This is a genomic window from Azospirillum oryzae, assembly GCF_900177515.1.
Lineage (GTDB): Bacteria > Pseudomonadota > Alphaproteobacteria > Azospirillales > Azospirillaceae > Azospirillum > Azospirillum oryzae_A.
In genome coordinates this window covers 308,153-322,526 of sequence record NZ_FXAK01000008.1, presented here as the reverse complement: position 1 = coordinate 322,526, position 14,374 = coordinate 308,153, and the positions used below count along the sequence as shown (strand labels likewise).

Annotated in this window: 12 protein-coding genes; 1 reads left to right on the top strand and 11 read right to left on the bottom strand. The window is 69.0% G+C overall.

The genetic code is table 11. The annotated features are described in order from the left end of the window. Positions 1–21: 21 nt before the first annotated feature. The 6 genes from B9N97_RS27500 to B9N97_RS27475 all read right to left on the bottom strand — a co-directional run bounded on the left by B9N97_RS27500 (position 22) and on the right by B9N97_RS27475 (position 7,415). Complete coding sequence (locus B9N97_RS27500) at positions 22–1,470, bottom strand: NAD-dependent succinate-semialdehyde dehydrogenase (RefSeq protein WP_085091011.1); 1,449 nt, start codon at positions 1,468–1,470, stop codon at positions 22–24. Positions 1,471–1,517: 47 nt separating this feature from the next. Beyond that, positions 1,518–2,759: an ABC transporter substrate-binding protein gene (locus B9N97_RS27495; protein WP_085091010.1), complete on the bottom strand. Its 1,242-nt coding sequence runs from the start codon at positions 2,757–2,759 to the stop codon at positions 1,518–1,520. Between the two features lie 105 nt (positions 2,760–2,864). Further along, positions 2,865–3,716, bottom strand: a complete 852-nt coding sequence (locus B9N97_RS27490; protein ID WP_208621274.1) for an alpha/beta fold hydrolase — start codon at positions 3,714–3,716, stop codon at positions 2,865–2,867. Next, positions 3,713–4,093, bottom strand: a complete 381-nt coding sequence (locus B9N97_RS27485) for a hypothetical protein (RefSeq protein ID WP_085091008.1) — start codon at positions 4,091–4,093, stop codon at positions 3,713–3,715. Before B9N97_RS27485 ends, B9N97_RS27490 begins: the two co-directional genes overlap by 4 nt. After that, positions 4,093–6,255 (bottom strand): acetate--CoA ligase family protein, encoded by a 2,163-nt coding sequence (locus B9N97_RS27480; protein ID WP_085091007.1) that lies wholly within the window; start codon positions 6,253–6,255, stop codon positions 4,093–4,095. The genes B9N97_RS27485 and B9N97_RS27480 overlap by 1 nt, the downstream gene beginning before the upstream one ends. After that, positions 6,252–7,415 carry an acyl-CoA dehydrogenase family protein gene (locus tag B9N97_RS27475; RefSeq protein WP_085091006.1) on the bottom strand — a complete coding sequence of 388 codons (1,164 nt, stop codon included), beginning with the start codon at positions 7,413–7,415 and terminating at the stop codon, positions 6,252–6,254. Before B9N97_RS27475 ends, B9N97_RS27480 begins: the two co-directional genes overlap by 4 nt. Before the next feature lie 111 nt (positions 7,416–7,526). Here B9N97_RS27475 and gcvA point away from each other — a divergent pair, with 111 nt between their 5' ends. Continuing rightward, positions 7,527–8,426: a transcriptional regulator GcvA gene (gcvA, locus tag B9N97_RS27470; protein ID WP_167393391.1), complete on the top strand. Its 900-nt coding sequence runs from the start codon at positions 7,527–7,529 to the stop codon at positions 8,424–8,426. Positions 8,427–8,433: 7 nt separating this feature from the next. Here the strand turns inward: gcvA and B9N97_RS27465 are convergent, their stop codons facing one another. The 5 genes from B9N97_RS27465 to B9N97_RS27445 all read right to left on the bottom strand — a co-directional run bounded on the left by B9N97_RS27465 (position 8,434) and on the right by B9N97_RS27445 (position 14,373). Next, a complete protein-coding gene (locus tag B9N97_RS27465; RefSeq protein ID WP_085091004.1) occupies positions 8,434–9,360 on the bottom strand; it encodes an electron transfer flavoprotein subunit alpha/FixB family protein in 927 nt (308 codons plus the stop codon). 222 nt (positions 9,361–9,582) lie between these two features. Further along, entirely contained in the window at positions 9,583–10,332 is a 750-nt protein-coding gene (locus B9N97_RS27460; RefSeq protein WP_085091191.1) for an electron transfer flavoprotein subunit beta/FixA family protein, read from the bottom strand. Positions 10,333–10,343: 11 nt separating this feature from the next. Then, positions 10,344–12,506: a methyl-accepting chemotaxis protein gene (locus B9N97_RS27455; RefSeq protein ID WP_085091003.1), complete on the bottom strand. Its 2,163-nt coding sequence runs from the start codon at positions 12,504–12,506 to the stop codon at positions 10,344–10,346. Continuing rightward, positions 12,506–13,414: a branched-chain amino acid ABC transporter permease gene (locus B9N97_RS27450; RefSeq protein ID WP_244560977.1), complete on the bottom strand. Its 909-nt coding sequence runs from the start codon at positions 13,412–13,414 to the stop codon at positions 12,506–12,508. The genes B9N97_RS27455 and B9N97_RS27450 overlap by 1 nt, the downstream gene beginning before the upstream one ends. 71 nt (positions 13,415–13,485) lie before the next feature. Next, positions 13,486–14,373 (bottom strand): branched-chain amino acid ABC transporter permease, encoded by an 888-nt coding sequence (locus tag B9N97_RS27445; protein WP_085091001.1) that lies wholly within the window; start codon positions 14,371–14,373, stop codon positions 13,486–13,488. Position 14,374: the final 1 nt, after the last annotated feature.

The window sequence follows — 14,374 nt, the reverse complement described above, 5'->3', positions numbered from 1 at the left end:
GCGCTCCGCATCCCTAACCGATCAGTGGGGCGCCTGACTGACGAACTTCACCTGTTCGAAGGCCTGGAACCCTTCGGTGCCGCCCTCCAGCCCGATTCCGCTGTCCTTGATGCCGCCGAAAGGCGTTTCCGGGTGCGAGACCACCCAGTGGTTCACCACGACATTGCCGCATTCGATGTCCGCCACCAACCGGTCGGCAAGCGCCAGATCACGGGTGAAGACGTAGGAGGCCAGCCCGAGCGACAGGCGGTTCGCCAGCGCCACCGCCTCGTCCGCATCGCGGAAGGAGGCAATCAGCGCCAGCGGTCCGAACGGCTCTTCGCCGGCGGCCCGGCAGGCGGCGGTGACACCGGTCAGCACCGTCGGCCGATAGAAGAAGCCCGGGCCGTCGATGCGGCCGCCGCCGGCCGCCACCGTCGCGCCGTTGCGCCGGGCATCCTCCACCAGCGCGTCGATCGCCGCCAGCCGGCGGGCATTCTGCACCGGGCCCATCTGCGTTGCGGGATCGAACGGGTCGCCCACGCGGATCGCGGACGCGGCCTCGGCGAAAGCGGCGGCGAAGCGGTCATGGATGGACTCATGCACATAGAAGCGGGTCGGCGACGTGCAAATCTGCCCGGAACTCCGGAACTTGGCGGCGGCGGCGCTGCGGGCCACCGCCTCGACATCCACGTCGGGAAAGACCAGCACCGGGGCGTGGCCGCCCAGTTCGAACACGGCGCGCTTCATGGTCCGCGTCGCCAGCGCGGCCAGATGCTTGCCGACGGGGATCGAGCCGGTGAAGGACACCATGCGGATGGCCTCGGCCTCCAGCAGCCGCTCGGCCACCGTGCCGGGGTTGCCGAACAGCATGTTGGCGACCCCGTCCGGCAGACCGGCCTCGGCCAGCGCGCGGGCGATGAACAGGGCGGCGGCCGGCGTTCCTTCCGACGGCTTGATGACGATGGAGCAGCCCGCCCCCAGCGCGCCGGCGATCTTGCGCGCCGGCGTGATGGCCGGGGCGTTCCAGCCGCTGAAGGCCGCCACCGGCCCGACCGGCTCGCGCAGCGCCATCAGCCGGTGGCCCGGAATGCGGGGCGGAATGATGCGGCCATAGGACCGGCGGCATTCCTCGGCCGCCCAGTCGAACATGCCGGCCGCCGTCTCGACCTCGCGCGCGGCCTCGAGGATCGGTTTGCCCAGTTCCAGCGCGATCAGCGCGGCGAGGCCCCCCGCGTCCGCCCGCATCAGATCGGCGGTGCGGCGCAGCAGCGCCGAACGCTCGACGGCGCTGGTCCGCCGCCAGACCCGGAAGCCCTCGGCCGCCGCGGCGACCGCCGCATCAACATCGTCGGTGCCGGCATTGGGCAGCAGCCCCAGCGTCGCACCGGTCGCCGGGTTGATCACCGGCTCGCAGGACCGATCCCCGGCCTCGATCCAGCGCCCACCGATCCACAGGCGAAGGTCAGGATAGGTGGCGTTCGTCATCATCGCCTCTTCACAGCCAGGTTTGATGGGCCAGGACGGCGCCGTCCCGCTCACTTCGCCACCAGCGGACAGCCCCCCTGGTCCATCGGGCGGAAGGCCTTGTCGCCGGGCACCGTCTCCAGAACCTTGTAATAGTCCCACGGGCCCTTCGATTCCGACGGCTTCTTCACCTGCATCAGATACATGTCGCGGATCACCCGGCCGTCCGGACGGATGGAGCCGTTCTTGGTGTAGAAGTCGTTGATCGGCATCTTGCGCATCTGTTCGGCGACCTTGGTGGCGTCGTCGCTGTCGATCGCCTGGATCGCCTTCAGGTAATGGGTGACGGCGCCATAGACCGCCGCCTGCAGGCCGCCGGGCGCCCGGCCGTTGAATCGCTCCATGAAGCGCTTGCTCCAGGCCCGCGTCTCGTCGTTCATGTCCCAATAGAAGCTTTCGGCGAAGGTCAGACCCTGCGCGCTCTCCAGCCCCAGGGCATGGATGTCGGGCAGGTTGACCAGCAGCGCCGCCATCGTCTTGCCGCTGGCGGTGATGCCGAACTCGTTCGCCTGCTTGACCGCGTTGATCATGTCGGCCCCGGCATTCGCCAGCCCGATCACGGTGGCCGGCGACGCCTGCGCCTGCAACAGATAGGACGAGAAGTCCGCGGTGTTGAGCGGCGCCCGCACCGCACCGACGACGGTGCCGCCGTTGGCCTTGACCACACGGGTCGCCTCGCCTTCCAGCGCGTGGCCGAAGCTGTAGTCGGCGGTCAGGAAATACCAGTCCTTCAGGCCGCGCTTGACCAGGGCGGTGGTGGCGACGGTCGGCAGGGCATAATTGTCATAGGCCCAATGCACGCCGACCGGCGAACAGGCTTTGCCAGTCAGCTCCGGCGTACCGGGACCGGTTGCCAGGAACATGCGGTTCTTGTCGCGCGAAATGCCCTGGACGGAGAGCGCCACGGCGGACGACACCACCTCGGTGATCGCATCGACGCCCTCGACGTCGTACCAGCGCCGCGCGATGCCCGATCCGACGTCCGCCTTGTTCTGATGGTCGGCCGAGACGATCTCGATCGCCGCACCATTGACCTTGCCGCCGAAATCCTCGGCGGCCATCTGGGCGGCCAGCACGGCTCCGGCGCCGACATTGTCGGAATAGGGACCGGACATGTCGGTGAGCACGCCGATCTTCACCGTCTTGCCTGAGATCTCGGCGGCCGCGCCGCCGGCCAAGCCGATGGTCAGCGCAGCGACGGCCGTGGCGGTCAGCGCCCGCAGACCGGGCACCTGAAGAGCGATGGCACGCATGAATGGTCCCTCCCCGGGATATTGATGGCCGCCGCCCTTGTGGCGGGCGGCGGATGGTTATTGTCGAAGCGACGACGGCCGGAACGCCCGCTGCCGGACCGGCACTCAGCGGTGGGCGATCTCGCTCAGGACCGGCAGCAGGTGGGCGATGAAGCCGTCCGGATCCTCGCTCATCGGGAAATGGCCCAGTCCCGGCATGATCGAAACGGTGGCGCCGGGAATGCAGGCGGCGGTTTCCAACGTGTCGGCCGGAGAACAGGAATAGTCGTACTCGCCGGTCAGCAGATAGAGCGGGCAGCGGCTGGTGTCGATCTCGCTCAGCCGATGGCGGATGTCGCCGTCCACCTTGTAGAAATAGAGGTCTCCCTTGAAGATGCCCGGACCGCCCTGCATGTAGTGCCAGACCGTTTCCCAGCGGTGGGCGTCGGGCGCGTTCGGCCCGACCAGCCCGGCGGCGATGGCGGCGCAGACCTCCCCGCCGTTCACGTCCGGATGGTGCAGCCAGGTCGTGTCGTAATAGGGATGGACGTGGGCGGAGGATTGCAGCCCGATGATGGCGCGGAATTCCCCGGCATGCTCCATCGCCAGATGCAGCGCGATGCGCCCGCCGATGGAGCAGCCCATCGCCACCGGCCGGTCCAGTTCCAGCGCCCGGCAGACCGTCAGGATGATGTCGGTGTAGTCGGCGCTGGTCAGCTGATAGTCGCCGTCCTGCCAGCCGGCGGGCGGCGAGGATTTGCCGTGCCAGGGCAGATCGAAGGCGATGACGCGGAAATCGCGGGTGACGCGCGGGTCGTTCAGGATGCCGCGGAACTGGCGCCCGTCCGATCCGGCGGTGTGCAGGCAGACCAGCGGGATTCCCTGCCCCGCCTCCTCGAAATAGATCCGGTGCTCACGGCCCTTGTGGTCCAGCCGCATGTAACGTCCGGTGATGGGTTCGATCGTCGCACGCATCATGCGGTTTCCTTCGGGCTGCGCAGGCTTGCCATCACGTCCTTGATGTAGAGGAGGTTGGCCATGAAGGGCTGCAGGTTGCCGGACAGCGTCAGTTCCCCACGCCGCAGCAGGGCGAACAGGTCGTGGAAACCCGGCGGCGGCAACGGCTTCCAGAACTGGTCCAGCGCATCGGCCCGGCAGGACAGGCCGAAGGTCCAGGACGGCATGACGAACGGCCCCTTGCGCACCTCGGCGATCCGCCCGCGGTCGATCGAGATCAGATAGGCGTCGGCGCCGATGTCCAGCCGCATCACCGCGGTCAGGAAACGGCCGCGATGGACGAGCCGCTCATTGGCGTTCACAAGCTCCGGCAGCGAGAGCACATCCGGCCTGGGCATTATCGGTTCCTCCCGGAACGGTTTTCAGTGTCGTCTTCCTGGGCTTCGATGTCCGCGTCCGCCGTGACCAGCCGGACCAGCGCGTCGACCGCCACGGCCCCCTGCCCGTCGGCCATCACCATCAGCGGATTGATCTCCGCCTCCAGCACGGTCGCGTCGTCCAGCAGGGCAAGGCGGGAAACGGCGACCAGCGCATCGGCGACGGCGCCGAGGTCGCCGGCCGTCCGGCCGCGATAGCCGGCCAGGGCCTGGAGCGCCTTCACCTCGCCGATCATCTCCAGCGCGGTGGCCCGGTCCACCGGAGCCAGCCTCAGGGCGCGGTCGCGGTAGATCTCGGTCAGCACGCCGCCGGCAGCCAGCATCACCACCGGCCCTACCTGCGGATCGCGGCGCAGTCCGACCAGAACCTCACCCACGCCGCGGGTCATCGGCTGGACCAGAATTTCCCGGACGCTGACGCCCGGCCGCGCGGCTTCGACCCGGTCACGGATCGCGGCCATGGCGGCGGACAGCGCATCGGCGTCGGCGATGTTCAGCGCCACGCCGCCGACGTCGGTCTTGTGGGCGATGTCCGGGTGCAGGACCTTGGCGACCACCGGATAGGCGAAGGGAAGCTCCGGCACCGGCTCGCCGGCCGTCAGCACCGCGACCGGCGCGTGAGGAACGCCGACGCGGGCGAACAGACGATAGGCCTCGGCCTCGTCGATGGTCCGCCCGGCACCCTGCCTGACCGGCGACGACGCCATCGCCGGTTCGGATCGCGGGGTGCGGCGGCCGAGCGCGGCGGCGATCACGTCGCCGCAGGATTCCGGCGCGCGGAAGCAGGGGACCCCGGCGGCGTTCAGGCGCAGCAGCGCTTCCTGGGCTTCCGGCACGATGAAGGCGGCCAGCGGCTTGTCATGCTCGCGCGCGCTGTCGATCACCGGCGCCACCGCCAGATCGGGCTGGAAGCGGGCGGAGGATCCGACGGTCGCCAGCACCAGATCGAATTCCGGCGCGGTCTGCATCACCCCCAGCGCGGCCTTCATCACGTCGTAGCGGGTGCCGGCCAGCGTCAGGTCGACCAGACGCCCCTCCCCCGCCACGATCCCGACCTCGGCAAGGCGGCGCACGGTTTCCGGGCTGGGGGCCGCGACCCGCACGCCGCGGATGGCAAGCTGGTCGATGGCCATGGCTGCGCCGCCGCCGGTGGTGGTGACCACGCCGACGGCCGGTTGCCGCACGGATTTCGCCGGCATCCGGTTGAGCAGCGGCAGGATTTCCAGAAGCCCGTCGAAGGATTCCACGCGGGCGATCCCGCAGTCGCGCAGGAAGGTGTCGGCGACGTCGTCCTCCCCGGCAAGGGCGCCGGTGTGGGAGACCGCCAGTTCCGCCGCCTCCGCCGAGCGGCCGAGCTTGTAGGCCGCCACCGGCTTGCCGCGCTCCGCCGCCGCCAGCGCGAAGCGGCGCAACGCGTCGGCGTTGCGCATCGATTCCAGGAACAGCAGATAGCCGCCGACCTTGGGATCGTCGAGCGTCGCCTCGCAGATTTCGCCGACCGACAGGTCGACCTCGCCGCCGACCGACACCAGCCCGGCAAAGCCGACGCCGCGCGCCTTGCCGCGCGACAACAGGGCGCCGATCAGGCTTCCGCTGTGCGAGGCGACGAACACGCCGCCTTCCGGCAGGTCGGGTTCGGCGAAGGCGGCGTTGGCGGTCAGCACCAGCCGCTCATGCACATTGACGACCCCGATGCTGGAGGGGCCCAGCACGCGCACGCCGTAGGACCGCCCGATCTCCGCCAGCCGCTTTTCGCGCTCGGCGCCGGCGCCGCCCGCCTCGGAGAAACCGCCGGCCAGGATGGTCGCGACCGGAACGCCCAGCCGCCCGCACTCCTCCAGCGCGGCGATGGCCGCGTCGGTGCCGGTCAGGATGAAGGCATGGTCCGGCCGTTCCGGCAGGGCCGACAGCGACGCGAAGGCCGGCTCGCCCTGCACGGTGGCCCGGGTGGGATTGACGCCGTAGACCTCGCCGCCAAAACCGGCACGGCGCAGGAAGCGCAGCGGACGGGCGGCGGTCTTGGCGATGTCGTCCGAAACCCCGACCAGGGCGACGGAGCGCGGCCTCAGCAGGGCCTCGGCAAGAGCCGGGCCGGTACAGCCCTTGATGGCTTTGCCGGTCACGACCGGCTCTCCCGCGGCGGGCGCTGGTCGAAGCGGCGCTCGAACAGTTCTTCGGCGATGCGGTTCTTCAGGATCTCGATGGAGCCGCCGGCGATCATCCAGCCGCGCGTCCGCTTCACGCAATATTCGACCAGCGCCTCCTGGCTGTAACCGGTGCCACCCATGACCTGCAGGGCCTCGTTGGCGACCTCGAAGCCGGCAAGGTTGCAGGCCAGCTTGGCGATCGAGGTCTCATAGGCCGACGGCAGGCCGTTGTCCGCATTGGTGGCGGCCCGGTAGAGCAGCAGCTGCGCGCCTTCCAGCTTCAGCGCCATGTCGGCGAACTTCCATTGCAGGCCCTGAAACTCGCACAGCGGGCGGCCGAACTGGGTCCGCGTCTCCGCATGCTCCTTGGCGAGGTTGAAGGCATGGCGGCCCAGCGCCAGCGCCCGCGAGGCATTGCCGATGCGCTCCACGTTGAAGCCGGCGATCTGCTTCTTGAAACCGCCCGGCCCCAACAGAACGTTGGCCTTGGGGATCCGGCAGTCCTCGAAATAGAGCTGGCACCATTCCTCGCCGCTCATGAAGGCGGAAGGCTGGCCGACGGTGAAGCCGGGGGTGCCGCGCTCGATCAGAACCGACCCGATGCCGCCGACGCCGGGGCCGAAGCGGACATAGATCAGGAACAGCGTCGCTTCCGGGCTGTGGGTGGAGAAGACCTTCGACCCGTTGATGACGTAGTGGTCGCCATCCTCGCGGGCGCTGGTCTTCAGGTCGGTGACGGCCGATCCGGCGTCCGGCTCGCTCATGCCCAGCGCCAGCAGCTTGCGTCCGCCGAGCAGGTCGCCCAGCCAGCGCTCCTTCTGCTCCGGGCTTGCATATTCGGCGAAGGTGCGGATCGGTCCGAAATTGCCCGCCTGCACGACGTCGGCGCTCTTGGGACAGACCAGCGCCAGTTCCTGGATGGCGATCACCGCGTCCATCAGCGTGCCGCCGATCCCGCCGTCCTCCTCGCGGATGGTGATGCCCAGCAGCCCCATCTCCGACAGTTTCGCGGCCACGTCCCAGGGAAAGGCCGGGGAGTGGGCGCGCTTCAGCGCGTCGGCAGCCAGCTCGGCGCGGGCAAAGCGGCGCACGGAGTCGGCGAAGGCGCGCTGTTCCTGGTTGAGTTGAAAGTCCATGGCTCCGACGGGGCTATCGATTTGCGTTACGGACAATCAATCGCATTGACGAAAATGCGACAACTTCCTAGTTGTTAGCCTTCCATAACCTTTTGTAATGGAGCCGAGACGGTGCGCCCGATCCCCCCGCTCAATCCGCTCCATGTCTTCGAATGCGCTGCCCGGCATGGCAGCTTCACCAAGGCGGCGGATGAGTTGAGCGTCACCCAGCCGGCGGTCAGCCGGCAGGTCGCCCTGCTGGAGGATTACCTGGGGGTGCGGCTGTTCCACCGCGAGGCCCGCGGCCTGACCCTGACCGCCGAGGGCAAGCGATACGCCGCGCAGATCGCCCCGGCCTTCCGCTGCATCGCCGAGGCCACCGACGAACTGGTATCGGCCCGCGCCGCCGCGCCGCTGAAGCTGCAGGTCTATGCGACCTTCATGGCGAAATGGCTGATGCGCCGCCTGCCGCACCTGCAGACCAACCATCCCGAACTGCGGCTGCGCACCCGGACGGCGGTGACGCCGGTCGATTTCGCCCGAGACAATGTCGATGCGGCGATCCAGCTGGGCACCGGCGATTGGCAGGGCATGGAGTCGGTTTTCCTGTTCGCCGACGAAATCCTGCCGGTGTGCAGCCCGGCGCTGCTGGACGGCGGTCCGCCGGTGAGGACTCCGGCCGATCTGCTGCACTACCCGCTGCTGCATTCCCATTACCGGCGGCGCGACTGGCCCGACTGGCTGGAGGCGGCCGGCGTCACGATGGCCGAGACGCAGGAGCCGCTGATGTTCCCCAGCTCGCTCCTGACCTATCAGGCCGCCCTTGACGGGCTCGGCATCGCGATGGGCCAGCCCGCCATGCTGGAGACGGAACTGCGCAGCGGCACCCTGGTCTGTCCGGTCGACCGGCCGCTCGACCGGCCGCTACGCCGCGATCTCGGCTATTACTTCGTGGTGCCGCCCAACCACCAGGACCGCGCCCGCATCGCAAAGGTGCGCAACTGGCTTCTGGAGCAGGTGGCGATCGGCTGAGGCCGGATCACAGCGCCTGCTGCAGCTCCGGCAGCGCCTTGAACAGGTCGGCGACGAGGCTGTAGTCGGCGACCTGGAAGATCGGCGCCTCCTCGTCCTTGTTGATGGCGACGATCACCTTGCTGTCCTTCATACCGGCCAGATGCTGGATCGCACCCGAGATGCCGACGGCGACATAGAGATCCGGCGCCACGATCTTGCCGGTCTGGCCGACCTGATAATCGTTCGGCACGAAGCCGGCATCGACGGCGGCCCGGCTGGCGCCCACCGCGGCACCCAGCTTGTCGGCGATCGCCTCCAGCAGGGGAAAGTTGTCGCCCGACTGCATGCCGCGCCCGCCGGAAATCACGATGCGGGCGGAGGTCAGTTCCGGCCGCTCCGACTTCGACAGCTCGGCCGAGACGAAGCTCGACAGAGCGGGATCGGCGGCGGCGGCGACGCTCTCGACCGGCGCGCCGTTGGTGGCGGCAGCAGCCTCGAAGGCGGTGGTGCGGACGGTGACCACCTTCACCGCATCGGCCGATTGCACGGTGGCGATGGCGTTGCCGGCGTAGATCGGCCGCTCGAACATGTCGGCGGAGACCACGGCGGTGATCTCGGAGATCATCGCCACGTCGAGCAGCGCCGCGACGCGCGGCAGCACATTCTTGCCCACCGAGGTGGCGGCGGCCAGTACATGGCTGTAGCCGGAGGCGAGCGACACCAGCAGCGCCGCCACGGGCTCGGCCAGGGCATGCTCGTAGGCGGCATCGTCGGCGAGCAGCACCTTGGCGACGCCGGCCAGCTTGGCGGCCTGCTCCGCCGCCGGCGCGGCGTTGCGGCCGGCGACCAGAAGGTGGATGTCGGCGCCGAGCTTGCTCGCGGCGGTCACCGCATGGGCGGTGGCGGGCTTGAGGGTGGCGTTGTCGTGGTCGGCGAGGATCAGGATGGGCATGGCGAATTCCTCTATCAGGCGGGCGGGGGTGCTGACACTTGCCCCCACCCCGACCCTCCCCCGCTCTCAGCGGACCTATGGTCCGCCTGCCGCGTCAGCACAAAGCGGAGCTTTGTGCGAGAGCTGGGCGGGGGAGGGAGAAAGTGCTGATGTGGGAGAGCGGCGGCAGTTCCCTCCCCTGCGAAGCGGGGGAGGGTTAGGGTGGGGGCACCGGACAGGCGCTCAGATCACCCGCGCCTCGTTCTTCAACTTGTCGACCAGCGTGGCGACGTCCGGCACCTTGATGCCGGCCTGACGCTTGGCCGGCTCGGCCACCTTCACCGTCTTCAGACGCGGCGTGACATCGACGCCGAGCGCGTCCGGCGTGACGGTCTCCAGCGGCTTCTTCTTCGCCTTCATGATGTTGGGCAGCGAGGCATAGCGCGGCTCGTTGAGGCGCAGGTCGGCCGTCACCACCGCCGGCAGCTTCAGCTCGACCGTCTCCAACCCGCCGTCGATCTCGCGCGTCACCGCGACCTTGCCGTCGCCGGCGACGACCTTCGAGGCGAAGGTGCCCTGGCCCCAGCCCAGCAGCGCCGCCAGCATCTGGCCGGTCTGGTTGCAGTCGTCGTCGATCGCCTGCTTGCCGAGGATCACCATCCCCGGCGCTTCCTTTTCGACCAGCGCCTTCAGCAGCTTGGCAACGGCCAGCGGCTGGGTCTCGACATCGGTCTGCACCAGGATGGCGCGGTCCGCCCCCATCGCCAGCGCCGTGCGCAGCGTCTCCTGGGCCTGGGACGGGCCGATGGAGACCACGACGATCTCGGTCGCCGTGCCGGCCTCCTTCAGACGGACGGCCTCCTCGACGGCGATCTCGTCGAAGGGGTTCATGCTCATCTTCACGTTGGCGGTCTCGACGCCGCTGCCGTCCGCCTTGACGCGGATCTTCACGTTGTAGTCGACGACCCGCTTCACGGGGACGAGGATCTTCATGGCTTGCATCCTTATGCGGCTCTGATGTCGGCAAGGAAGCGGTTGATCTCCCGGTGGAGGTCCCCCGCCTGCCGCGCGAGATCGTTGGAGGCGCTCAGCACGTCCCCCGCCGCGGTCTTGGTGGTGTCGGCCGACCGCGCGACGCTGTCGATGATGGTGGTGACGGATTGGGTGGCTTTGGCAACTTGGGCGGCATTGCTGGCGATCTCCGCGGTCGCCGTTTCCTGCTCCCCCACCGCTTCGGCGACGATGCCGGAGATGCGGCCCATGTCCTGGATCACCGTGACGATCTGGCCGATGGCGGCGGCGGCGCCGTCGGTCACCGACTGCATGGTCGCGATCTGGCTGCCGATCTCGTCGGTCGCCCTGGCGGTCTGCGCCGCCAGATGCTTGACCTCGCCGGCAACGACGGCAAAGCCCTTGCCTGCCTCTCCCGCCCGCGCCGCCTCGATGGTGGCGTTCAGCGCCAGCAGGTTGGTCTGGGCCGCGATGTCGTGGATCAACTGGACCACCGCGCCGATGCGGCCGGCCGTCTCCACCACCATCCGCATGGTCTCCCCGGCTTCGGCCGTCGCCCCGACCGCCGCCTGGGTGATGCGGCCGGATTCATCGATGTAGCGGCTGATGTCGGTGATGGAGGCGCTCAGCTGGTTGGCCGCCGACGCCACCGTGCCGACGCTGGCCGCCGTCTCGTCGGCTGCCGCGGTGACGCCGGTCGCCTCGCTCAGCGTGCGGTCGGCACCGATGCTCATCGAGCGTGCCGTCGCCTCCAGCCCCTCGGCCGCCGCGGTGACGGTGCGGACGATGCCGCCGACGCGTTGGTCGAAATCCTGCGTCATCCGTTCCAGTTCCTGCGCCCGCTGATCGCGCAGTGCACGGACACGCTCCTGTTCGGCATGGAGCGCGTCGGCACGGATCAGCGCCTCCTTGAACACCTGCATGGCCCCGGCCATCCGCCCGATCTCGTCGCCCCGTTCGGTGGCGGGGATCGCCAACCGGCGGTCGCCTTCGGCAAGGCGCTGCATCGCCGCGCACATTGCCGTCAGCGGCCGGACGATGCCGCGGGCCAGCAGGATTCCGGCCACGCTGACGATCAGAAGCAGGGCCGCCCCCACCCCGATCATCTGGTTGCGCATCGCGCGGACGGGGGCCAGGATTTCGTCGACCGACGCCTCGGCCAGCACCAGCCAGTGCAGCCCGCCGTGGTTCACCGGCCGATAGGCGGCCAGCGCCGGAGAGCTGCCGCCGAAGCGGGTGGCCTCCATGACCCCGATATGATCGGGATCGGCCTTCGCCGCCGCGACGACGGGGCTGTCGTAAGGTGCCAATATGCCCTGCCCACCGGAAAAACGCGGCGTGCTGCGCAGACGCCCGTCCTCGCCGACCAGGAAGGTGTCCCCGGTTTCGCCCATGCCGTCACTCGCCAGCATGATGCGGTCGAGCCCGCCCGCCTCGATCCGGAACACCAGCATCGCCAGAAGCTGCCGGCGGCCGTCCGGGAAGCGCAGGGCGACCGGCGCCGCCAGGAAGGCGGAGGCGGCTTTGCCGGCGGCATAGGGCGAGAAGTCGGCAATCTTCGCCTCTTCGCTCAGGTCGCCCGCCTTGATACCGTCCACCAGACGGCGCAGCGCGCCGTCGGCAACCGGCCGGGCGAAATCATCGCCCTTGGCGGCGCTGTAGAGGACGGTGCCGTCCGGCGCCACCAGCAGCACATCGGCCAGCCCGCGCCGCTGCATCAGGTCGCTCATCCAGCCATGCAGGCGCAGGTGCGCCGTGTCGTACATGGCGTTGTCGGCCGACTTCTCCAGCTTGTAGCGCTCGGCGGCCGGATGGGGGTTGTCGTCGACATACCGCTTGCGCAGCAGGGCGGTGGGATCGCCGCGGTCGGCTTCGATCCGCCATCCATTGACGAAGGCCACCGCCGCGTCGCGCATCGACCGGGTGTTGGCGGTCAGCACGACGTCGCCCTCCAGCCCGTCGATGTAGGACCGCACGCTGGCGGCGCGCGCATCGGCCAGCGCCACCAGCTTTTCACCGGCCGCCGCGCGCAGGCGGCTCGACGCTGCGAAATAGGCGAAGCCGCCGAGCAGGATCGCCGTGACCACCGCCGCGCCCACCAGCGCACCGGGAATCCTGTGGCGCAGCAGCAGGCGCCGTCCGTCGAGACGGGACATCAGCGGTTCCCCTTTCCTGTCAGCCGGTGCATCAGCTCGCCGACGATACCCCTGCGGAAGACCAGCACGCAGACGACGAAGATGCAGCCGATCACCACCGGCACCGGCAGGCTGGTGGAGGCGAGGTAGCTTTCCAGCGTCACCACCAGCCCGGCACCGACCACCGGCCCGAACAGCGTGCCCATGCCACCCAGCAGCGTCATCAGCACCACCTCGCCCGACATCTGCCACGTCACGTCGGTCAGGCTGGCGAGCTGGAACACAATCGCCTTTGTCCCGCCGGCGAGCCCGGCCAGCGAGGCCGACAGCACGAAGGCGACCAGCTTGTAGCGGTCGGTGCGGTAGCCGAGCGACACCGCGCGCGGCTCGTTCTCGCGGATCGCCTTCAGCACCTGTCCGAAGGGCGAATGCACCGTGCGCCAGATCAGGGCGAAGCCGGCGAGGAAGATCGCCAACACGGTGTAGTACATGGTCAGCGGCTGGCTGAGGTCGAACAGCCCGAACAGCAGGCCGCGCGGCACGCCCTGGATGCCGTCCTCGCCATGGGTGAAGGGCAGCTGCAGCGCCAGGAAGAACACCATCTGCGACAGCGCCAGGGTGATCATGGCGAAATAGATGCCCTGGCGGCGGATGGCGATCAGGCCGAAGACCAGCCCCATCAGCCCGGCCACCACGGTGGCGGCGAGCAGCCCTGCCTCCGGCGCCCAGCCCCATTCCTTCACGGTGTGGGCGGCGATGTAGGCCGCCGATCCGAAGAAGGCGGCATGGCCGAAGCTGAGCAGGCCGGCGAAGCCGATCAGCAGGTTGAAGGCGCAGGCGAACAGCGCGAAGCACAGCACCTTCATCAGGAAGACAGGATAAAGGACATAGGGCGCCAGGACCGCCAGCAGCAGCCCGGCTCCGACCATCAGGATTTTCGGCGAGCCGCCATACATGACGATACCTTCATGCACTGTGTCGCGGGTTTGCATGGTCATGGCTATCTCTCCCGTCCGAACAGGCCGGCCGGCTTCATCATCAGCACCACCGCCATGATCACGAACACCACGATGTTGGAGGCTTCCGGGTAGACCACCTTGGTCAGCCCTTCCAGCAGCCCCAGCCCCAGGCCGGTGACGATGGCGCCCAGGATCGAGCCCATGCCGCCGATCACCACCACCGCGAACACCACGATGATCAGGTTCGACCCCATCAGCGGCGACACCTGATAGATCGGCGCCGCCAGAACCCCGGCCAGCCCGGCCAGCGCCACGCCGAAGCCGTAGGTCAGCGACACCATCACCGGCACGTTGATGCCGAAGGCCTGCACCAGCGTCGGGTTCTCCGTCGCCGCCCGCAGATACGCCCCCAGCTTGGTCCGCTCGATGGCGAACCAGGTGCCCAGGCACACCAGCAGCGAGGCCGCGACCACCCAGCCCCGGTAGGTCGGCAGATACATGAAACCCAGGTTGGTGCCGCCCTTCAGCAGGTCGGGGATGGGATAGGGCTGGCCCGACACGCCGTACCAATGGCGGAAGGCGCCCTCGAAGATCAGTGCCAGCCCGAAGGTCAGCAGCAGCCCATAGAGATGGTCGACCTTGTAGAGCCGGCGCAGCATGGTGCGCTCCAGCACCAGCCCAATGAGGCCGACCACCAGCGGCGCCAGCACCAGCGCCCCCCAGTAACCGACGCCGGCATAGCTCAGCAGCAGCCACGCCACGAAGGCGCCGACCATGTAGAGCGCGCCATGCGCCATGTTGACGACATTGAGCATGCCGAAGATCACCGCCAGCCCAAGGCTGAGCAGCGCATAGAAGGAGCCGTTGATCAGGCCGAGCAGAAGCTGGCCGAACAGGGCCTGCGGCGGAATGCCGAGCAGTTGGGACATC